Origin of the sequence: Serratia quinivorans (assembly GCF_052113645.1) — a bacterium.
Lineage (GTDB): Bacteria > Pseudomonadota > Gammaproteobacteria > Enterobacterales > Enterobacteriaceae > Serratia > Serratia quinivorans_B.
This window is the reverse complement of the sequence record NZ_JBIEIU010000012.1, coordinates 16,343-36,774: the sequence shown is the minus strand read 5'-3', so window position 1 is coordinate 36,774 and position 20,432 is coordinate 16,343. Positions and strand designations below refer to the sequence as shown.

17 protein-coding genes are annotated in these 20,432 nt (G+C 54.7%); 16 read left to right on the top strand and 1 reads right to left on the bottom strand.

Going from position 1 to position 20,432, the window contains the following annotated elements; all coding sequences use genetic code 11:
- Positions 1-159 precede the first annotated feature (159 nt).
- The 13 genes from ispU (at position 160) to ACGS9J_RS20100 (ending at position 17,236) form a co-directional block, all read left to right on the top strand.
- Positions 160-918 carry a (2E,6E)-farnesyl-diphosphate-specific ditrans,polycis-undecaprenyl-diphosphate synthase gene (gene ispU / locus ACGS9J_RS20160; RefSeq protein ID WP_442232554.1) on the top strand — a complete coding sequence of 253 codons (759 nt, stop codon included), beginning with the start codon at positions 160-162 and terminating at the stop codon, positions 916-918.
- A gap of 9 nt (positions 919-927) precedes the next feature.
- Positions 928-1,776: a phosphatidate cytidylyltransferase gene (gene cdsA, locus ACGS9J_RS20155; protein ID WP_442232553.1), complete on the top strand. Its 849-nt coding sequence runs from the start codon at positions 928-930 to the stop codon at positions 1,774-1,776.
- Positions 1,777-1,804: 28 nt separating this feature from the next.
- Positions 1,805-3,160, top strand: a complete 1,356-nt coding sequence (gene rseP / locus ACGS9J_RS20150) for a sigma E protease regulator RseP (RefSeq protein ID WP_442232686.1) — start codon at positions 1,805-1,807, stop codon at positions 3,158-3,160.
- A 35-nt stretch (positions 3,161-3,195) separates the two neighbouring features.
- Entirely contained in the window at positions 3,196-5,601 is a 2,406-nt protein-coding gene (bamA, locus tag ACGS9J_RS20145; protein WP_442232552.1) for an outer membrane protein assembly factor BamA, read from the top strand.
- A gap of 158 nt (positions 5,602-5,759) precedes the next feature.
- Positions 5,760-6,257, top strand: coding sequence for a molecular chaperone Skp (gene skp, locus ACGS9J_RS20140; protein ID WP_442232551.1), 498 nt, complete (start codon positions 5,760-5,762; stop codon positions 6,255-6,257).
- 3 nt (positions 6,258-6,260) lie between these two features.
- Positions 6,261-7,283, top strand: coding sequence for a UDP-3-O-(3-hydroxymyristoyl)glucosamine N-acyltransferase (lpxD, locus tag ACGS9J_RS20135; protein ID WP_442232550.1), 1,023 nt, complete (start codon positions 6,261-6,263; stop codon positions 7,281-7,283).
- Between the two features lie 160 nt (positions 7,284-7,443).
- On the top strand, positions 7,444-7,899 hold the full coding sequence (fabZ, locus tag ACGS9J_RS20130; protein WP_017893789.1) for a 3-hydroxyacyl-ACP dehydratase FabZ: 456 nt from the start codon (positions 7,444-7,446) through the stop codon (positions 7,897-7,899).
- Positions 7,900-7,902: 3 nt separating this feature from the next.
- Positions 7,903-8,691 (top strand): acyl-ACP--UDP-N-acetylglucosamine O-acyltransferase, encoded by a 789-nt coding sequence (lpxA, locus tag ACGS9J_RS20125; protein ID WP_135317742.1) that lies wholly within the window; start codon positions 7,903-7,905, stop codon positions 8,689-8,691.
- Between the two features lie 3 nt (positions 8,692-8,694).
- On the top strand, positions 8,695-9,843 hold the full coding sequence (gene lpxB / locus ACGS9J_RS20120) for a lipid-A-disaccharide synthase (RefSeq protein WP_442232549.1): 1,149 nt from the start codon (positions 8,695-8,697) through the stop codon (positions 9,841-9,843).
- Positions 9,840-10,433, top strand: coding sequence for a ribonuclease HII (gene rnhB / locus ACGS9J_RS20115; RefSeq protein WP_020828353.1), 594 nt, complete (start codon positions 9,840-9,842; stop codon positions 10,431-10,433). Before lpxB ends, rnhB begins: the two co-directional genes overlap by 4 nt.
- Positions 10,434-10,520: 87 nt before the next feature.
- Positions 10,521-14,009 carry a DNA polymerase III subunit alpha gene (gene dnaE / locus ACGS9J_RS20110; protein ID WP_442232548.1) on the top strand — a complete coding sequence of 1,163 codons (3,489 nt, stop codon included), beginning with the start codon at positions 10,521-10,523 and terminating at the stop codon, positions 14,007-14,009.
- Between the two features lie 12 nt (positions 14,010-14,021).
- Positions 14,022-14,981 carry an acetyl-CoA carboxylase carboxyl transferase subunit alpha gene (accA, locus tag ACGS9J_RS20105; RefSeq protein ID WP_262241040.1) on the top strand — a complete coding sequence of 320 codons (960 nt, stop codon included), beginning with the start codon at positions 14,022-14,024 and terminating at the stop codon, positions 14,979-14,981.
- Between the two features lie 110 nt (positions 14,982-15,091).
- A complete protein-coding gene (locus tag ACGS9J_RS20100) occupies positions 15,092-17,236 on the top strand; it encodes a lysine decarboxylase LdcC (protein ID WP_442232547.1) in 2,145 nt (714 codons plus the stop codon).
- Here ACGS9J_RS20100 and ACGS9J_RS20095 read toward each other — a convergent pair.
- Positions 17,233-17,778: a MarR family winged helix-turn-helix transcriptional regulator gene (locus ACGS9J_RS20095; RefSeq protein WP_442232685.1), complete on the bottom strand. Its 546-nt coding sequence runs from the start codon at positions 17,776-17,778 to the stop codon at positions 17,233-17,235. The two genes, ACGS9J_RS20100 and ACGS9J_RS20095, sit on opposite strands and share 4 nt — an antisense overlap.
- 151 nt (positions 17,779-17,929) lie before the next feature.
- Between ACGS9J_RS20095 and ACGS9J_RS20090 the strand changes: the two genes are divergently transcribed.
- From ACGS9J_RS20090 to cadC, 3 genes are all read left to right on the top strand, one after another.
- Complete coding sequence (locus ACGS9J_RS20090) at positions 17,930-18,163, top strand: glutaredoxin family protein (RefSeq protein ID WP_442232546.1); 234 nt, start codon at positions 17,930-17,932, stop codon at positions 18,161-18,163.
- Positions 18,164-18,287: 124 nt separating this feature from the next.
- Positions 18,288-18,677, top strand: a complete 390-nt coding sequence (locus ACGS9J_RS20085; protein WP_442232545.1) for a VOC family protein — start codon at positions 18,288-18,290, stop codon at positions 18,675-18,677.
- A gap of 89 nt (positions 18,678-18,766) precedes the next feature.
- Positions 18,767-20,314 (top strand): lysine decarboxylation/transport transcriptional activator CadC, encoded by a 1,548-nt coding sequence (cadC, locus tag ACGS9J_RS20080; RefSeq protein ID WP_442232544.1) that lies wholly within the window; start codon positions 18,767-18,769, stop codon positions 20,312-20,314.
- Positions 20,315-20,432: the final 118 nt, after the last annotated feature.

Below are 20,432 nucleotides of genomic sequence, written 5' to 3'. Positions count from 1 at the left end.
GGCCCGATTGATATCTCGAACGCCAACGGCGCAGCGGAAATTACCGGCTGTCGCGGGGCAGACTGAAAAGCCGTGTCGGGCACACGGCTTTTTTTGCGCGTAAGGGCCTGATGTTCCGGAAGGGCAGTTGTATTTCTATTGAGGAAATAAGTACGAGTTATGTCGTCCGCAAATCAACAAGAGGCTAATCCGTCCACTCTGGGACCACGGCATGTTGCCATTATTATGGACGGTAACGGGCGCTGGGCTAAACGTCAGGGTAAGTTACGTGTCTTCGGTCATAAAGCAGGGGTGAAATCGGTTCGTCGCGCGGTCAGTTTTGCTGCCAACAACCATTTAGATGCACTCACGCTTTATGCCTTCAGCAGCGAGAACTGGAACCGTCCGGTGCAGGAAGTCTCCGCCCTCATGGAGCTTTTCGTTCGTGCCTTGGACAGTGAAGTAAAAAGCCTGCATAAACATAACGTCAGACTGCGGGTGATCGGCGACATCAGCCGTTTCAGCGCGCGTTTGCAAGAGCGGATCCGTCGCTCTGAGCAACTGACAGAAAATAACGATGGCCTGACGCTCAACATTGCCGCCAACTACGGTGGCCGTTGGGATATTATTCAGGGAGTAAGGGAACTGGCTGAGCAGGTGAAGGATGGTTTACTGCGTCCGGATCAAATTAGCGAAGAATTACTGGGTGAGCGGGTCTGCATGCACGATCTGTCACCGGTGGATCTGGTGATCCGCACTGGCGGTGAACACCGCATCAGTAACTTCTTGCTGTGGCAAATTGCTTATGCAGAACTTTACTTTACTGATGTACTCTGGCCTGATTTTGATGAACTTGTCTTTGAAGGTGCGCTGAATGCATTTGCACAACGCGAGCGTCGCTTCGGGGGAACAACACCTATCGGCGCCGATGCGTCCTAGGGGGAACTTTTGCTGAAGTATCGCCTCATAACGGCTCTGATTTTAATCCCGATTGTTATCGCGGCGCTGTTTTTGCTGCCGCCGGTGGGCTTTGCCCTGGTAACGCTCGTTGTGTGTATGTTAGCCGCCTGGGAGTGGGGCCAACTGGCCGGTTTTACCTCCCGCTCGCAGCGCATCTGGTTGGCGATATTATGCGGTTTTCTGCTGGCGTTGATGATGCTCAGCATTCCGGCATACCACCAGTCGGTCCACCTGCCTCAGGTAGGCGGGCCGCTGTGGCTGTCACTGGCCTGGTGGTTGACAGCCTTGTTGCTGGTGCTGTTCTATCCCGGCTCGGCTGCACTGTGGCGTAATTCACGCCCGATACGTCTGATTTTTGGTTTGTTGACCATAGTGCCGTTCTTCTGGGGCATGCTGTCGCTGCGCCAGTTCGGCTATGAACAAAACCACTTCACCGGCGCCTGGTGGCTGCTGTACGTGATGTTGCTGGTTTGGGGCGCGGATTCCGGTGCCTACATGTTTGGCAAACTGTTTGGCAAGCATAAGCTGGCGCCAAAAGTTTCTCCGGGGAAAACCTGGGAGGGGCTCATCGGTGGTCTGATTACCTCGGCCCTGATATCCTGGCTGTTCGGCCGTTACGCCCCGTTGACTATCGTGCCGGCGACCTTACTGATTTGTTCGGTGATTGCCGCGCTGGCTTCCGTGCTGGGCGATCTTACCGAGAGCATGTTTAAACGCGAAGCGGGTATCAAAGACAGTGGTCATTTGATACCGGGTCATGGCGGTATACTGGATCGTATCGACAGCCTGACCGCAGCAGTGCCTGTATTTGCCTGCCTGATGCTGTTAGTGTTTTAATCCGTCAACGACGGGGAGTGAAGGGATGATGGGTAGTGTGCTCTGGAACTTAGTCGCATTTCTGGTTGCGCTCGGTGTTTTAATCACCGTGCACGAGTTCGGGCACTTTTGGGTCGCCCGTCGCTGCGGCGTCCGTGTAGAACGCTTCTCCATCGGTTTTGGCCGCGCCTTATGGCGCCGTACTGACCGTCAGGGTACGGAATACGTGATTGCCCTGATCCCTCTGGGCGGCTATGTGAAAATGCTCGATGAGCGGGTTGATTCGGTTGCACCGGAACTCCGTCATCAGGCATTCAACAACAAAACCGTTTGGCAGCGCGCCGCTATCGTCAGCGCCGGACCTGTCGCCAACTTCCTGTTTGCTATCCTTGCTTACTGGCTGGTATTTATTATCGGCGTTCCCAGCTTCCGTCCGGTGATTGGTGAAATATCGCCACAATCGATTGCCGCCCACGCTGAAATTTCGCCTGGAATGGAACTTAAGTCCGTAGATGGCATCGAAACGCCTGATTGGGAATCAGTTCGTCTGGCGCTGGTAGCGAAGATCGGCGACGCAGAAACCGAAGTGGGTATCGCGCCGTTTGGCTCTTCACAGGTGGTGATGAAAACCCTGGATTTGCGCCAGTGGAATTTTGAGCCGGACAAACAGGATCCCGTGGTTGCGCTGGGTATTATTCCGCGCGGTCCGCAGATAGAATCTGTCCTTGCCGAAGTGCAGCCGGGGTCGGCGGCACAAAAGGCGGGTTTGCAAGCGGGGGACAGGATCGTTAAAGTCGACGGTCAGCTGTTGGGTCGTTGGCAGACGTTGGTTAAACGGATCCACAACGGCCCTGGGCAACCGCTGGTTTTAGAGATTGAAAGAAACGGCGCCCCCTTGTCTTTGACGCTGATACCGGATACAAAGCCGGTGGGAAAAGACAAATCGGTGGGGTTTGCAGGCATCATTCCAAAGGTGTTGCCGCTGCCGGACGAGTATAAAACGATTCGCCAGTATGGACCGTTCCCTGCGCTGTATCAGGCTGGGGACAAGACCTGGCAGCTAATGAGCCTCACGGTCAAAATGCTGGGTAAATTAATAACCGGTGATGTAAAGCTGAACAACCTGAGTGGCCCGATTTCGATTGCACAGGGAGCAGGGGCGTCAGCCGGGGTCGGGTTGGTGTATTATTTGATGTTCCTGGCGTTGATCAGTGTCAACCTGGGTATCATCAACCTGTTCCCATTACCGGTGTTAGATGGTGGGCATCTCCTCTTCCTGGCGATAGAAAAGCTGAAGGGTGGGCCGGTTTCCGAGCGAGTACAGGACTACAGTTACCGCATAGGTTCGATCGTGTTGGTGCTTTTAATGGGTCTTGCACTTTTCAATGATTTTTCTCGCCTTTAGGGGCGGGGATAGGTTAGGAAGAACGCATAACAACGATGGCGATGAAAAAGTTGCTCATAGCGTCGCTGCTGTTTGGCAGCGCCACCGTATACGGTGCAGACGGGTTCGTAGTGAAGGATATTCATTTCGAAGGCCTGCAGCGAGTCGCCGTCGGTGCGGCGTTACTCAACATGCCGGTTCGCGTAGGCGATACCGTCTCTGACGATGATATCAGTAATACCATCCGTGCCTTGTTTGCCACTGGCAACTTCGAGGACGTTCGCGTGCTGCGCGATGGTAATACGCTGATTGTTCAGGTTAAGGAACGCCCTACCATTGCCAGCATCACTTTCTCCGGCAACAAGTCGGTGAAAGATGACATGCTTAAGCAAAACCTGGAGGCCTCTGGCGTTCGGGTTGGCGAAGCGCTCGACCGCACCACAATATCCAGCATTGAAAAAGGGCTGGAAGACTTCTACTACAGCGTCGGTAAATACAGTGCCTCGGTGAAAGCCGTTGTCACGCCATTGCCGCGCAACCGTGTCGACCTGAAACTGGTGTTCACGGAAGGGGTTTCCGCCAAGATTCAACAAATCAACATTGTCGGCAATCATGCCTTCACTAACGACGAGCTGATTTCACGCTTCCAACTGCGTGATGAAGTGCCGTGGTGGAACCTGGTTGGCGATCGCAAATATCAGAAGCAAAAGCTGGCGGGTGATCTCGAAACCCTGCGCAGTTTCTATCTGGACCGCGGCTACGCGCGCTTTAATATTGATTCGACTCAGGTCAGCCTGACGCCGGACAAAAAAGGCATCTACATCACCATCAATATCACCGAAGGCGAGCAGTACAAGCTCACCGACGTGATGGTGAACGGCAACCTGGCCGGCCACTCGGCGGAAGTCGCCCAGTTGACCAAGATCGAGCCGGGTGAGCTGTATAACGGCAGCAAAGTGACCAAGATGGAAGACAACATCAAAACGATGTTGGGCCGTTATGGTTATGCCTATCCGCGCGTTTCTACTCAGCCTGAAATCAACGACGCGGATAAAACCGTGAAGCTGCACGTGAATATTGATGCGGGTAACCGTTTCTACGTGCGCCGCATCAAGTTCGAAGGTAACGACACCAGTAAAGACTCCGTACTGCGCCGTGAAATGCGTCAGATGGAAGGTGCGTGGCTGGGCAACGCTCAGGTCGAGCAGGGTAAAGAACGTCTGAACCGTTTGGGTTACTTTGAAACGGTAGACGTGGAAACTCAGCGCGTACCTGGCACTGCGGATCAGGTTGACGTCACTTACAAGGTGAAAGAGCGTAACACCGGTACCTTTAACTTTGGCGTCGGTTACGGCACCGAGAGCGGTGTTAGCTTCCAGGCGGGTGTTCAGCAGGACAACTGGCTGGGTACCGGCTATTCCGTCGGCATCAGCGGTACCAAGAACGACTACCAGACCTACACCGAACTGTCGGTAACCAACCCGTACTTCACCGTTGACGGTGTGAGTCTGGGCGGGCGTATCTTCTACAACGACTTTAAAGCGGATGACGCGGACCTGTCCGACTATACCAACAAGAGTTACGGTATAGACGGTACCCTGGGCTTCCCGATCAACGAAAACAACTCGTTGCGTACCGGTTTGGGTTACGTGCATAACGGCCTGTCCAACATGCAGCCGCAGGTTGCCATGTGGCGTTATCTGGACTCGATGGGGCTGGATCCGAACACCACCGACCGCGCCAGCTACTCTGCGGATGACTTCACGCTGAACCTGGGTTGGACTTACAACAACCTAGACCGTGGTTATTTCCCTACCTCGGGTAACCGCACGACGCTGAATGGTAAAGTCACCATTCCGGGATCGGATAACGAATACTACAAACTGACGCTGGACAGCGTGCAATACGTTCCAATCAACGACGATCGCACCTGGGTGCTGTTGGGACGTGGCCGTCTGGGTTACGCGGATGGTCTCGGCGGTAAAGAAATGCCGTTCTACGAGAACTTCTACGCCGGTGGCTCAAGCACCGTACGTGGTTTTGGCTCGAACACCATCGGTCCAAAAGCGGTGTACTACAATTCCAACTCGTATGGCTGCAGCAACGGCACGCCGATTTGTAATTCGGACGATGCGGTGGGCGGTAACGCCATGGCTGTCGCCAGTATGGAGCTGATTACGCCAACGCCATTCATCAGCGAGAAATACGCAAACTCAGTGCGTACTTCCTTGTTCATGGATGCGGGTACCGTATGGGATACCAACTGGCAGAATACTTCTCAGACCAGCATGTACGATGTTCCGGACTACAGCAAAGCGAGCAACATTCGCGTTTCTGCCGGTATCGCCTTGCAGTGGATGTCACCTTTGGGTCCATTGGTGTTCTCTTACGCCAACCCGATCAAGAAATACGAAGGCGACAAATCCGAACAGTTCCAATTTAACATTGGCAAGACCTGGTAACAGGTCCCGCTTCTGGGCATAAGCAGTTATTAAGAATCGCAAATGCCAGGCGCCCGTCAAAACACAGAGATGATTCTCATTGTTTTACGGGATAAGTCTGGCAGATTGTGTACTTCAAGTGTCATATGGCACAAATGGGTGATGGTAAGGAGTTTATAGTGAAAAAGTGGTTGTGTGCCGCAGGCCTCGGTTTAGCAATGGCTGCTTCAGCTGGCGTTCAGGCAGCAGATAAGATCGCTGTAGTTAACGTCTCCAGCATTTTCCAACAGTTGCCGGCTCGTGAAACCGTAGCTAAACAGCTGGAAAACGAGTTTAAAGGCCGTGCGGGTGAGCTTCAGAACATGGAGCGTAGCCTTCAGACCAAGATGCAACGTCTGCAGCGTGATGGCGCTACCATGAAAGCCAGCGATCGCAGCAAGATGGAAAAAGACGTGATGGCACAGCGCGAGCAGTTCTCTCAGAAAGCTCAGGCTTTTGAGCAGGACAACCGTCGCCGTCAGATGGAAGAGCGTAACAAAATCCTGAGCCGTATTCAGGACGCTGTGAAATCTGTTGCCAGCAAAGAAGGCTACGACGTAGTGATCGATGCTAACGCAGTTGCCTACGCAGGTTCTTCTAAAGACATCACTGCTGACGTGCTGAAACAGGTTAAATAACACATGCCTTCAATTCGACTGGCTGATTTAGCGCAGCAGTTGGATGCACAATTGCACGGTGATGGCGATCTCGTCATCACCGGCATTGCTTCTATGCATTCGGCACAGGCTGGCCAAATCACGTTTTTGTCAAACAGCCGCTATCAAGAGCAGCTGGCTTCCTGCCAGGCAAGCGCAGTCGTGCTTACCGAGGCGGATTTACCACACTGCCGTTCTGCGGCGCTGGTGGTTAAAAACCCTTACCTGACTTACGCGCGCATGGCGCAACTGATGGATACGACACCGTCTCCGGCCCAGGATATTGCCCCAAGTGCGGTAATCTCACCTGAAGCCACTCTGGGACAGCAGGTCGCTATCGGTGCCAATGCGGTGATCGAGTCGGGTGCAGTACTTGGCGATAACGTGGTTATTGGCCCGGGCTGTTTTATCGGCAAACGTGCACGCATCGGCGCAGGTACGCGTCTGTGGGCGAACGTAACGATTTATCATGAAGTCGAGATCGGTCAGCACTGTCTGATCCAATCGGGCACCGTGATCGGTGCCGACGGTTTCGGCTATGCCAACGAACGCGGCAACTGGATTAAAATTCCTCAGTTGGGCACGGTGATTATCGGCGATCGCGTCGAGATCGGCGCTTGCACCACCATTGACCGCGGCGCGTTGGATAACACCCAGATCGGGAATGGTGTTATCATCGACAACCAATGCCAGATTGCACATAACGTTGTGATTGGCGACAATACTGCCGTTGCCGGCGGTGTTATCATGGCGGGCAGCCTGAAAATCGGCCGCTACTGCCAGATTGGTGGAGCCAGCGTGATCAACGGTCACATGGAGATCGCCGACAAGGTTGTTGTCACTGGAATGGGAATGGTTATGCGACCAATCACCGAACCTGGGGTATACTCTTCGGGCATTCCGTTACAACCCAACAAAGTTTGGCGTAAAACCGCTGCGTTGGTGATGAATATCGATGAGATTAGCAAGCGCTTAAAAGCTGTCGAACGAAAAGTCGGAAAAGACTAATCACTACCGCCCGCCTCGCTGGGTACAAAACGAAACGCGTTGGTCATGAGACCAAAAGCGCAAAGAGTTGTTAATTTGCGGCCTGCATGATGATCTCCTTTTGGGGTCAGCGCAGGCCGTGTTGTTGATGCCATCAGTTTTTAGAGACAGGAAGAGTATTTTGACTACTGACACTCATACTCTGGATATTGCAGAAATTTTAGAGTTGCTTCCTCACCGTTACCCGTTCTTGCTGGTTGACCGCGTCCTCGAGTTTGAGGAGCACAAATTCCTGCGTGCGGTGAAGAACGTATCTGTAAATGAGCCGTTTTTCCAGGGACACTTCCCTGGTAAGCCGATTTTTCCAGGTGTATTGATTCTGGAAGCCATGGCGCAGGCCACCGGTATTCTGGCGTTTAAAAGCGTCGGCAAACTGGAGCCGGGTGAGCTGTATTACTTCGCCGGTATCGATGAAGCCCGCTTCAAACGCCCGGTAGTGCCTGGTGATCAGATGATCATGGAAGTCACCTTTGAGAAAACACGTCGTGGTCTGACGCGCTTTAAAGGCGTGGCGACCGTCGACGGCAAAATTGTCTGCGAAGCAACCATGATGTGTGCGCGCAGCCGGGAGGCTTAATCCGTGATCGACAAAACCGCCTTTATCCATCCTAGCGCGATTATCGAAGAAGGCGCCGTTATCGGCGCTGGCGCGCACATCGGTCCCTTCTGTTACGTCGGCTCCCAGGTGGAAATCGGCGAAGGCACGGTACTGAAGTCCCACATCGTGGTGAATGGCCTGACCAAAATCGGTCGCGACAACCAGATCTATCAGTTCGCCTCTATTGGTGAAGTGAATCAGGATCTGAAATACGCGGGCGAGCCTACGCGTGTCGAGATTGGCGATCGCAATCGCATCCGCGAGAGCGTTACCATCCATCGCGGCACAGCGCAGGGCACAGGGTTGACCAAGGTGGGTAATGACAACCTGCTGATGGTTAACGTGCACGTTGCACACGACTGTGTGGTGGGTAACTCCTGTATCCTGGCGAACAATGCTACGCTGGCCGGGCATGTGGAAATTGACGACCATGCCATTATCGGCGGTATGACGGCTATCCATCAGTTCTGCATTATCGGCACCCACGTCATGGTGGGCGGTTGTTCCGGTGTTGCCCAGGACGTGCCTCCTTTTGTCATCGCGCAGGGTAACCACGCCACGCCATTCGGTGTTAACGCCGTTGGCCTGAAGCGTCGTGGTTTTGATAAAGATGAAATGCAGGCAATCCGTAATGCCTACAAGATCCTTTATCGCAGCGAGAAAACGCTGGATGAAGCGAAAACAGAAATCGAAACCCTGGCGAAAGAACAGCCGGTGGTGCAGCAGTTCCTCGATTTCTTTGGTCGTTCAACCCGCGGTATCATTCGCTGACCTATGCAAAATCGTCCATTGACTATCGGATTGGTCGCCGGAGAAACTTCCGGTGATATTCTTGGCGCCGGTTTGATCCGTGCGCTTAAGGCGCAAGTCCCCGACGCGCGTTTTGTTGGCGTCGCTGGCCCGCTGATGCAGGCCGAAGGCTGTGAAACCTGGTACGAAATGGAAGAGCTGGCGGTAATGGGCGTGGTGGAGGTGCTTGAGCGCCTGCCACGCCTGTTGAAGATCCGCAAGGATCTTACCCGCCGGTTCACAGAACTGAAGCCTGACGTGTTTGTGGGTATCGACGCGCCGGACTTCAATATCACCCTGGAAGGCCGCCTGAAACAACACGGCATCCGCACCATTCACTATGTCAGCCCGTCAGTCTGGGCCTGGCGTCAAAAGCGCGTTTTCAAAATTGGCAAAGCCACCGATCTGGTGCTGGCGTTTCTCCCTTTCGAAAAAGCGTTTTACGATCGTTTTAACGTTCCCTGCCGGTTTATCGGCCACACCATGGCTGATGCCATGCCGCTGCAGGCGGACAAACTGGCTGCGCGCGCCACGCTGGGCATAGCGCCTGATGCGCGTTGTCTGGCTCTGCTGCCGGGCAGCCGCAATGCGGAAGTCGAGATGCTGAGCGCCGATTTCCTGAAAACGGCGCAGTTGCTGCGTACCCGTTATCCCGACCTGGAATTGGTGGTGCCGCTGGTGAACGCCAAACGACGCGAGCAGTTCGAGCGCATCAAGGCCGAAGTGGCGCCAGAACTGCGGGTTCACCTGCTGAACGGCCAGGGGCGTGAGGCGATGATTGCCAGCGACGCGGCATTACTGGCTTCAGGCACCGCCGCGCTGGAGTGCATGCTGGCCAAATGCCCAATGGTGGTGGGCTACCGCATGAAACCCTTTACCTTCTGGTTGGCGCAACGGTTAGTGAAGACCCCGTATGTCTCACTGCCTAACCTGCTGGCCGGTCGCGAAATCGTCACCGAGCTGTTGCAGCATGACTGCGTACCGGACAAACTGGCGGCGGCGGTAATGCCGCTGCTGGAAGACAGCCCGCAAACTGACGAGCTGAAACAGACTTTCCTCACCTTGCACCAGAGCATCCGTTGCGGTGCCGATGAACAGGCCGCTCAGGCTGTGTTGGAACTGGCAAAAGCATGATTGAACCCTTCATCTATCCTGTCGCCACGCTGATTGCCGGCGTGGACGAAGTGGGCCGTGGCCCCTTGGTGGGCGCGGTGGTTACCGCTGCGGTGATCCTGGATCCCGCACGGCCGATCGTTGGCCTGGCTGACTCGAAAAAACTCAGTGAAAAGCGCCGCCTGGCGCTGTATGACGAAATCGTCGAGAAGGCGTTGTCCTGGAGCCTGGGCCGCGCTGAGCCTGAAGAGATCGACCAACTGAATATTCTGCATGCCACTATGCTGGCGATGCAGCGTGCGGTTGCCGGGTTGCATATCGCGCCGGACATGGTATTGATCGACGGTAACCGTTGCCCGAAACTGCCGATGCGTTCGCAGGCGGTAGTAAAGGGGGACAGCCGCGTGGCGGAAATCAGTGCGGCATCCATTCTGGCGAAAGTGACGCGTGACCGCGAAATGGCCGAATTGGATCTTGTGTTCCCCGATTACGGCTTTGCGCAGCATAAGGGCTACCCAACCGCCTTCCATCTGGAGCGGCTGGCCGCGCTGGGTGCGACCGAGCATCATCGCCGCAGTTTTGCCCCGGTAAGAAGGGCGCTGGGGCTGTAATCTGCAGGCCTGGGGCTCCGGGCCAGGCACGCGATAGCGTTAAACCCGGGTTCAGTCCGCTGAACCCCTAGATTCAGGTATCTGGATATGGCCGAACCTCGTTTTATTCACCTGCGTGTTCATAGTGACTACTCCATGATTGATGGATTAGCCAAGATCGGACCCTTGGTGAAAAGAGCCGCCGCGTTAGCCATGCCTGCTTTGGCAATTACCGACTTTACCAACCTGTGTGGTCTGGTGAAGTTTTATGGCAGCGCGCACGGCGCCGGGATCAAACCGATCATCGGCGCGGATTTTCATGTGCAAAGCGAAGTGCTGGGCGACGAGCTGGCGCAGCTCACCGTGCTGGCCGCCAATAATGAAGGTTACCAAAACCTGACGTTGCTGATTTCCCGCGCTTATCAGCGTGGTTACGGTGCTGCCGGTCCGATCATCGACCGTGATTGGCTTATCGAGCACCGTGAAGGGCTGATCCTGCTTTCTGGCGCTCGCCAGGGCGACGTCGGCAAGTTTCTGCTGCGCGGCAATCAGCCGCAGGTGGAGCAGTGCCTGGAGTTCTATCAGCAATACTTCCCGGACAGCTATTATCTCGAACTGATCCGCACCGGTCGGCCGGACGAAGAAAATTACCTGCATGCTGCGGTGGCGTTGGCCACCGAACGCGGGCTGCCGGTGGTGGCAACTAACGATGTGCGTTTTTTGGTCGAGGATGACTTTGACGCTCATGAGATCCGCGTTGCCATCCATGACGGTTTCACGCTGGACGATCCCAAACGCCCGCGTAACTATACGGCACAGCAATACATGCGTAGCGAAGACGAGATGTGTGAGCTGTTTGCCGACATCCCGGAAGCGTTGCTCAACAGCGTAGAGATCGCCAAGCGTTGTAACGTGACTATCCGCCTCGGCGAATACTTCCTGCCGCAGTTCCCGACCGGTGATATGACCACCGAGGACTTCCTGATCCTCAAGTCGAAGGAAGGGCTGGAGGACCGACTGGAGTTCCTGTTCCCTGATCCGGAAGTCCGCGCTCAGCGTCGTCCTGAATACGATGAACGTCTGGATATTGAGCTGAACGTGATCAACCAGATGGGCTTCCCAGGTTACTTCCTGATCGTGATGGAGTTCATCCAGTGGTCGAAGGACAACGACGTGCCGGTAGGGCCGGGGCGTGGTTCCGGTGCCGGTTCACTGGTGGCTTACGCGCTGAAAATCACCGATCTTGACCCGCTGGAATTCGATCTGCTGTTCGAACGTTTCCTTAACCCGGAACGTGTTTCGATGCCCGACTTCGACGTCGACTTCTGCATGGAAAAACGCGATCTGGTGATTGAACACGTGGCGGAAATGTACGGCCGTGAGGCGGTTTCGCAGATCATCACCTTCGGCACCATGGCGGCGAAAGCGGTTATTCGCGACGTGGGCCGCGTGCTGGGTCACCCCTATGGCTTCGTCGATCGCATTTCCAAACTGGTGCCGCCCGATCCGGGCATGACGCTGGAAAAAGCCTTTGCCGCGGAACCCCAACTGCCGGAAATCTACGAGGCCGATGAGGAAGTCAAAGCGCTGATCGACATGGCGCGCAAGCTGGAAGGGGTGACGCGTAACGCCGGTAAGCACGCCGGTGGCGTGGTGATCGCACCGACCAAAATCACTGACTTCGCGCCGTTGTATTGTGACGCCGAAGGCCAGCATCCGGTTACCCAGTTTGACAAAAACGACGTGGAATATGCCGGGCTGGTGAAGTTTGACTTCCTCGGTCTGCGAACCCTGACCATCATCGACTGGGCGCTGGGGATGATCAACGCCCGGCGCGCCAAAACCGGGCTGGAGCCGATCGACATCGCCGCCATCCCGCTCGAAGACAAAAAAAGCTTCGACATGTTGCAGCGTTCGGAGACCACTGCGGTCTTCCAGCTTGAATCGCGTGGCATGAAGGACTTGATCAAACGTCTGAAACCCGACTGTTTCGAAGACATGATCGCACTGGTGGCGCTGTTCCGTCCCGGCCCTCTGCAATCGGGCATGGTGGATAACTTTATCGACCGTAAGCACGGCCGTGAAGAGATTTCCTATCCGGATATCCAGTGGCAGCATGAGTCGCTCAAGCCGGTGCTGGAGCCGACCTACGGCATCATCCTGTACCAAGAACAGGTCATGCAGATTGCTCAGGTGCTGGCCGGGTATTCGCTGGGTGGCGCGGACATGCTGCGCCGTGCGATGGGTAAAAAGAACCCGGTTGAGATGGCCAAGCAGCGCGGCGGTTTCGAAGATGGGGCAAAATCGCGCGGTATCGACGGCGAACTGTCGGTAAAAATCTTCGACCTGGTGGAGAAATTCGCCGGTTACGGCTTCAACAAATCACACTCCGCCGCTTATGCGCTGGTGTCATACCAGACGCTGTGGCTGAAGGCACACTACCCGGCCGAGTTTATGGCGGCGGTAATGACCGCCGATATGGACAACACCGATAAGGTGGTGGGGTTGGTGGATGAGTGCTGGCGCATGGGGCTGAAAATCCTGCCGCCGGACATCAACAGCGGTCAGTACCATTTCCACGTTAACGATGAAGGCGAGATCGTTTACGGCATCGGCGCTATCAAAGGCGTTGGCGAAGGGCCGATTGAAGCCATTCTCGAAGCGCGCAACAGCGGCGAACAGGGCTACTTCAAAGACCTGTTTGATCTGTGCGCGCGTTCTGATATCAAAAAACTGAACCGCCGTATTCTGGAAAAGCTGATCATGTCCGGGGCATTCGACCGCCTTGGGCCGCATCGCGCCGCACTGATGAACTCGTTGCCGGACGCGTTGAAAGCGGCAGATCAGCATGCCAAAGCCGAAGCGATCGGCCAGGTGGACATGTTTGGCGTACTGGCGGAAGCGCCGGAGCAAGTGGAGCAATCCTACGCCAACGTGCCCCGCTGGCAGGAGCAGGTGGTACTGGACGGTGAACGGGAAACGTTGGGGTTGTACCTCACCGGCCACCCGATCACCCAGTACCTGAAGGAAATCGAACGCTACGCCGGTGGCCAGCGTTTGAAAGATATGCACCCGACGGATCGGGGCAAAATGACAACCGCCGTTGGGCTGGTGATCGCCTCGCGGGTTATGGTCACCAAGCGTGGTAACCGTATCGGGATTTGTACTCTGGATGACCGTTCCGGCCGCCTGGAGGTGATGTTATTCACCGATGCGTTAGAAAAATACCAGCATTTATTGGAAAAAGACCGTATCCTGATCGCCAGTGGACAGGTCAGCTTTGATGACTTTAGCGGCGGGCTTAAAATGACCGCCCGCGAGCTAATGGATATCAGTGAAGCCCGTGAAAAATACGCTCGCGGACTTGCTATCTCGCTGACGGACAGGCAAATTGATGACCAGCTTTTGAACCGTCTCCGTCAGTCTTTGGAACCCCATCGCTCGGGGACGATTCCAGTGCATCTTTACTATCAACGGGAAGATGCGCGGGCCAAGCTGCGTTTTGGCGCAACCTGGCGCGTGACGCCCACCGACCGCTTATTGATTGATTTGCGGACTTTGGTAGGTAATGAGCAGGTGGAACTGGAATTTGACTAAAATAGGAATGCTATGAGTCTGAATTTTCTTGATTTTGAACAGCCGATTGCAGAGCTGGAAGCGAAAATTGACTCGCTGACTGCAGTCAGCCGTCAAGACGAAAAATTAGATATTAATCTGGACGAAGAGGTTCAGCGCCTTCGTGAAAAGAGCGTTGAGCTGACGCGCAAGATTTTTTCCGATCTTGGGGCTTGGCAAGTTGCCCAATTGGCACGCCACCCGCGCCGTCCTTATACCCTGGATTATATCAAACACATCTTTACCGACTTCGAAGAACTGGCTGGCGATCGCGCCTATGCCGATGACAAAGCGATAGTCGGGGGTATTGCGCGCCTGGATGGCCGTCCGGTGATGATCATCGGTCATCAGAAGGGCCGCGAGACCAAAGAGAAAATCCGCCGTAACTTCGGCATGCCGGCACCAGAAGGCTATCGCAAAGCGCTGCGCCTGATGGAAATGGCTTCTCGCTTCAAGATGCCGCTGATCACTTTCATCGACACCCCAGGGGCCTACCCGGGCGTGGGCGCGGAAGAGCGCGGCCAGTCAGAAGCGATTGCCCATAACCTGCGCGAAATGTCTCGCCTGAAAATCCCGGTGATCTGTACGGTGATCGGCGAAGGCGGTTCGGGCGGTGCATTGGCCATCGGCGTTGGCGACAAAGTGAATATGCTGCAGTACAGCACCTACTCGGTGATCTCGCCGGAAGGCTGTGCCTCCATTCTGTGGAAGAGCGCCGACAAGGCGCCGATTGCCGCAGAAGCCATGGGCATTACCGCACCGCGCCTGAAAGAGCTGAAGCTGATCGACTCGGTGATCCCGGAGCCGCTGGGTTCTGCCCACCGCGATGTGCCGGCGATGGCGGAAGCGTTGAAAGCGCAACTGCTGGCTGACCTGAAAGATCTCGACGGTCTGAACACTGAAGAGCTGCTCAACCGCCGCTATCAGCGCCTGATGAACTACGGCTATTGCTGAGTGTTGTCATGCGTTGCAAGAAACCGCCTCCGGGCGGTTTTTTTTGTCTACACACCGCCGTATTTTCATGTTGTTATAGCGGTTTGGCGGTTAACTGACAGGAGCAGCCGATGAATATCATCGCGATCATGAGCCCAGCGGGTGTTTATTACAAAGACGAGCCGATCCGCGAGCTTCACACCGCACTGGCTGCAATGGATTTCCAACTGGTGTATCCCAAAAACAGCGGCGACCTGTTAAAGCTGGTTGAGGCTAACGCACGCATCTGCGGGGTGATTTTCGACTGGGACGACTACAGCCTGGAACTGTGCAGCGAAATCAACGAGCTGAACGAATATTTGCCGCTGTATGCGTTTATCAACACCCATTCCATCTTCGACGTTAGCCTGCATGAAATGCGTATGGTGCTGTATTTCTTCGAGTACGGTCTGAATGCGGCAGATGATATTGCACAGCGCATCCAGCAATATACCGCGGAATACATCGATACTATTACGCCGCCGCTGACCAAGGCGCTGTTCAACTACGTGCGTGAAGGGAAATACACCTTCTGTACCCCCGGCCACATGGCCGGCACGGCCTTTCAAAAAAGCCCGGTCGGCTGCCTGTTTTACGATTTTTTCGGTGCCAATACTCTGAAAGCCGACGTGTCGATTTCGGTTACTGAGCTGGGCTCGCTGCTGGATCACACCGGTCCCCATCTGGAAGCCGAAGAGTATATTGCGCGTACTTTTAACGCCGAGCAGAGTTATTTGGTCACCAACGGGACTTCCACCGCCAATAAAATTGTCGGCATGTATTCTGCGCCGAGCGGCAGCACGGTATTGATCGACCGCAACTGCCACAAATCCCTGTGCCACCTGCTGATGATGAGCGATATCGTCCCGATTTATTTGCGCCCGCTGCGCAATGCCTACGGCATTCTTGGCGGTATCCCGCAACGTGAATTCACTCACGACAGCATTGCCGCCCGGGTAGCGACTACCGCTAACGCCAGTTGGCCGGTACATGCGGTAATCACCAACTCGACCTACGACGGCTTGCTGTACAACACCGATTACATCAAGCAGACGCTGGACGTCCCCTCAATACACTTTGACTCTGCCTGGGTACCCTATACCAACTTCCACCCGATTTACGACGGCAAGAGCGGCATGAGCGGTGAACGTACGCCCGGTAAGGTGATCTACGAAACTCAGTCGACTCACAAACTGCTGGCGGCGTTTTCGCAGGCCTCGATGATCCACATTAAGGGTGATTACGACGAAAGCACCTTTAACGAAGCCTACATGATGCACACCACGACTTCGCCGAATTACGGCATTGTGGCGTCGATGGAAACCGCGGCGGCGATGCTGCGCGGCAATCCGGGGCGGCGGTTGATTAACCGTTCGGTGGAGCGTGCCCTGCATTTCCGTCGCGAGGTGCGGCGCTTGCGAGAGGAGAGCGATAGCTGGTTCTTCGACATCTGGCAGCCGGAGGAGATTGACGAGGCGCAGTGCTGGCCGCTGAACCCGGACGACAACTGGCACGGCTTTGGCAAGACCGACCGCGATCATATGTATCTCGATCCCATCAAGGTCACCATCCTGACGCCGGGAATGAACGAACTTGGCGCGCTGGAAGAGAGTGGGATACCGGCGGCGCTGGTGGCGAAGTACCTGGACGAACGCGGTATCGTGGTGGAAAAAACCGGACCTTATAACCTGTTGTTCCTGTTCAGTATCGGCATCGATAAAACCAAGGCGATGAGCCTGCTGCGTGGCCTGACCGATTTTAAACGCGCCTACGATCTCAACCTGCGGGTGAAGAACATGCTGCCGGATCTGTTTGCAGAGGATCCGGATTTCTACCGCAATATGCGTATTCAGGATCTGGCGGCCGGGATCCACAGTTTGATCCGCCGACATGATCTGCCGGGCCTGATGCAGCGCGCGTTCGACGTGTTGCCGGAAATGAAGCTGACGCCGCACCAGATGTTCCAACAGCAGGTGCGCGGCAACGTAGAAACCTGCGAACTGGATCAGTTGGTCGGCAAAGTCGCGGCGAATATGATCCTGCCTTATCCGCCTGGGGTGCCGCTGGTGATGCCGGGTGAGATGATCACCGAAGAGAGCCGGGCAGTGCTCGATTTCTTGCTGATGCTGTGTTCTATCGGCGAACGCTATCCGGGTTTTGAAACCGATATCCACGGTGCGAAACTGACCGAGGACGGGCGTTATCTGGTGAAAGTGCTCAAAGCACCGCAGCTTTAAGCAAACTCACGGCAGATCAGGTTCACGCTGCTTGTCGGCAGCGGTTCCTGCGTCAGACCGCAAAACGGTTGGCCGTCATGCCGCTGGTGATAGCGGCAGCGATGGCATTCGCCGAACAACGCCACATTCTCATCCTGTTTTTGCAACTGGCGCAGCAACTGCGTCAGCAATTCCAGCAACTGCCCGCCATCCTGCTGCATGGCATCCTGTGCTTGCTGCAAATAGGCCGGCGGGAACAGGGCATCCATCAACGAGCGTGATTTTTCGGTCAGCTTTAGCCTGACGCTGCGGCGATCCTTCTCGTCTGCCGTACGGGCGATCATGCCGTTACTTTCCAATTTTTTCAGCGATTGCGATACCGTGCCCTTCGTCAGGCCGAGGTATTCCGCCACCGCCATCGGCGTGTTGGAATAATGGTTGCAGCGCGCCAGATAATACAGGGCACTCAGCTGCACCGGCGGCAGGTTTTCCAGTTCTTCATGACTCCGCAGCCAGCTGCGTTGCAGGCTATTCAGCCGTTCCAGTAAATCAAACAGTCTCAACATGGGATCCTCGTTAGCAGGATAAAATAGTATCGATTAAAAACTATATTGACAAGGCGTGATAGAGGATTTATTGTGCATTTGGTTTCGAGTCGAAACTAAATGGGTGGCATCATTTCGCCCGCAACAGTCAGAATCAAGGAGAATTATCATGACTAAGGCCGTTTTCTATCATGCCGGTTGCCCGGTTTGCATCAGTGCAGAGCAGCAGTTATTGGGCCTGTTGAGCCAGGATGTGCAGGTGGATGTGGTTCATCTGGGCGAAAAGCCGGCGCGTATCGCCGAAGCGGAAAAGGCCGGGGTACAGAGCGTACCGGCGCTGGTGGTGGATGGGCAGGTGCTGCACATCAACTACGGTGCGGCATTGGCGGATCTTAAAGCCTGATCGACTCACTGCGTTGCTGGTAACTGAATAACAGCCCCGTCTTTATCCTGCGGGGCTTTTTGCCGTTGACGATGCCGCCGCCGCCGGATACCTTGCCTTATCAAACAGATAAAGAGGCAGCACTATGTTGGCAATACGTCAGGTACATCACATCGCAGTTATTGGTTCAGATTATGCGACCAGCAAGCATTTTTACTGCGATATTCTGGGTTTTACCCTGTTGGGCGAGTTTTACCGCGCGGAGCGTGATTCCTGGAAAGCGGATTTAGCGCTCAACGGTCAATACAGCATCGAACTGTTTTCCTTCCCGTCACCGCCAGCCCGCGTCAGCCGCCCGGAAGCCTGCGGCCTGCGTCATTTGGCGTTCAGCGTTGACGATATCGAACAGGCCATCTTGCATTTGCAGAATGCTGGGGTGGTGTGTGAACCGGTACGTGTCGATCCTTATACCCAGTCGCGTTTCACTTTTTTCAGCGATCCTGATGGGTTGCCTCTAGAATTATATGAGCTATGAATGCTTAATCGGGCCGTATCGGCGCAGGCGGCATCCGCATATGCTATTATCCCGCGCTTGCCGCACGCCCCTTTTGAGTTATTTTCACTATGCAAGAGCCTGTTTTTCGCGTTGGAGAGTGGTTAGTTACTCCCGCAGACAACAAAATAAGCCGTGACGGGCGCCAACAGACGTTGGAACCTCGCTTAATCGATATGCTGCAATATTTCGCCCGGCATCCGGATGTGGTGCTGAGCCGTGATGAGCTGATCGATAACGTGTGGAAACGCAACATCGTCACTAACCACGTGGTCACTCAGAGTATTTCAGAGCTGCGCAAATACCTGAAAGACGGCGATGGCGACAGCCCGGAATACATTATTACCGTGCCCAAGCGCGGTTATAAACTGGCTGCGCCGGTCATGTGGTGTGAAGGGGAAGATGCGGCAACGCCGGCAGTGCCGCAGGTCGCGGTGATCGTGCATGAGCCGGAAGACGGCAGCGAAGAAGACGAAGTCGCCTATGAACCGCCAAAACCCACCAAGGTAAAAACGCCGTCGGCAGCGTCAAGGGTGCCTTTTTACCGTCAATCGCCGTTCTGGGTATGGCTGGCCTTTCTTGCCGCACTGAGCGCCTGTGTGGTGTTCGTCGCTATCGCAACCTTGTCGCAACGCATACCGGAATCCACCATGCCGGTGCTGATGAATCCGCGTGATATCGACATCCGCATTCAGGGGGGTAACAGCTGCAGCAATTGGACACCGCAGCTTTCCTATGTCGTCGGCCTGAGCGAAGTGGTGACGGATTCGCTGAATACTTACTCGACCTTCCTGGTGCACGATCAGACCAATTACAACTACACCGGGCCTAGCAGTTCGGGTAAGTCTCTGACTATTGAGTTCGTTAATCAGCGCCACTATCGCGCTCAGCAGTGTTTCCTGTCGGTCCGCCTGGTGAACAATGCGGACAGCTCCATCATGTTGGATAAGCGTTACTTCGTTACCGATGACAACCAGCTGAAAATCCAGGAGGATTTCCTCAGTAGTCTGTCTACTGCTCTCAAGCAGCCCTGGCCGCCGCAGTTGCAGCAACGTCTGACGCAGCTGTTGCCGAACTCCGGTCCGGCCTTGCAACAGTATTATCAGGCGCATCAGTTATTGATTCAGGGGGACATGGATTCCCTGACCCATGCGAGTAACATGCTGGGTGAAATGCTAAAAACCACGCCGAATTTTATCTATCTCTCTGCGGAAAAAGCGCTGGCAGATTTATTACGTAACTCTTATCAACCTTTTGACGGTGTACAGTTAGCGCAATTGCAGGCTGAAATCACCCGTCTTGATACGCTACCGGCGTTAAAAGACAGCCCCATTATTCAGCAAATACATACGATACAGGCGCTGGGGGAGGGCAATACCGATCAGGCCCACCAGGCAATCGACAGAGGCATCGAGCTGCAGATGTCCTGGATGAATTATGTATTACTGGGTAAGGTTTATGAAATGCAAGGCTTCAACCACCTGGCCGCAGATTCTTATATCACCGCCTTTAATCTCCGCCCTGGAGAAAATACGTTGCATTGGATCAGTAATGCCGTATTTCATACCTCAATAAATACCGTGGTTCCCTATCTCAACAACTACACCCCAGATGAATAACATCCGTTAATGCCGTCGGTTCAGCTTATTTGACCGACGGTGTTATTTATTGTGTTTTATTTGTTAAATTAAATAAATATATCGGTTGGTGATTTATTCTTTGTTGTTCACGTTTGTA

What these genes read in the sequence shown, in the direction of transcription:
- ispU (WP_442232554.1), top strand. Translation starts at nt 160, where the DNA reads ATGTCGTCCGCAAATCAACAAGAGGCTAATCCGTCCACTCTGGGACCA.
- rseP (WP_442232686.1), top strand. Translation starts at nt 1,805, where the DNA reads ATGGGTAGTGTGCTCTGGAACTTAGTCGCATTTCTGGTTGCGCTCGGT.
- bamA (WP_442232552.1), top strand. Translation starts at nt 3,196, where the DNA reads ATGGCGATGAAAAAGTTGCTCATAGCGTCGCTGCTGTTTGGCAGCGCC.
- lpxD (WP_442232550.1), top strand. Translation starts at nt 6,261, where the DNA reads ATGCCTTCAATTCGACTGGCTGATTTAGCGCAGCAGTTGGATGCACAA.
- lpxB (WP_442232549.1), top strand. Translation starts at nt 8,695, where the DNA reads ATGCAAAATCGTCCATTGACTATCGGATTGGTCGCCGGAGAAACTTCC.
- rnhB (WP_020828353.1), top strand. Translation starts at nt 9,840, where the DNA reads ATGATTGAACCCTTCATCTATCCTGTCGCCACGCTGATTGCCGGCGTG.
- dnaE (WP_442232548.1), top strand. Translation starts at nt 10,521, where the DNA reads ATGGCCGAACCTCGTTTTATTCACCTGCGTGTTCATAGTGACTACTCC.
- accA (WP_262241040.1), top strand. Translation starts at nt 14,022, where the DNA reads ATGAGTCTGAATTTTCTTGATTTTGAACAGCCGATTGCAGAGCTGGAA.
- ACGS9J_RS20100 (WP_442232547.1), top strand. Translation starts at nt 15,092, where the DNA reads ATGAATATCATCGCGATCATGAGCCCAGCGGGTGTTTATTACAAAGAC.
- ACGS9J_RS20090 (WP_442232546.1), top strand. Translation starts at nt 17,930, where the DNA reads ATGACTAAGGCCGTTTTCTATCATGCCGGTTGCCCGGTTTGCATCAGT.
- ACGS9J_RS20085 (WP_442232545.1), top strand. Translation starts at nt 18,288, where the DNA reads ATGTTGGCAATACGTCAGGTACATCACATCGCAGTTATTGGTTCAGAT.
- cadC (WP_442232544.1), top strand. Translation starts at nt 18,767, where the DNA reads ATGCAAGAGCCTGTTTTTCGCGTTGGAGAGTGGTTAGTTACTCCCGCA.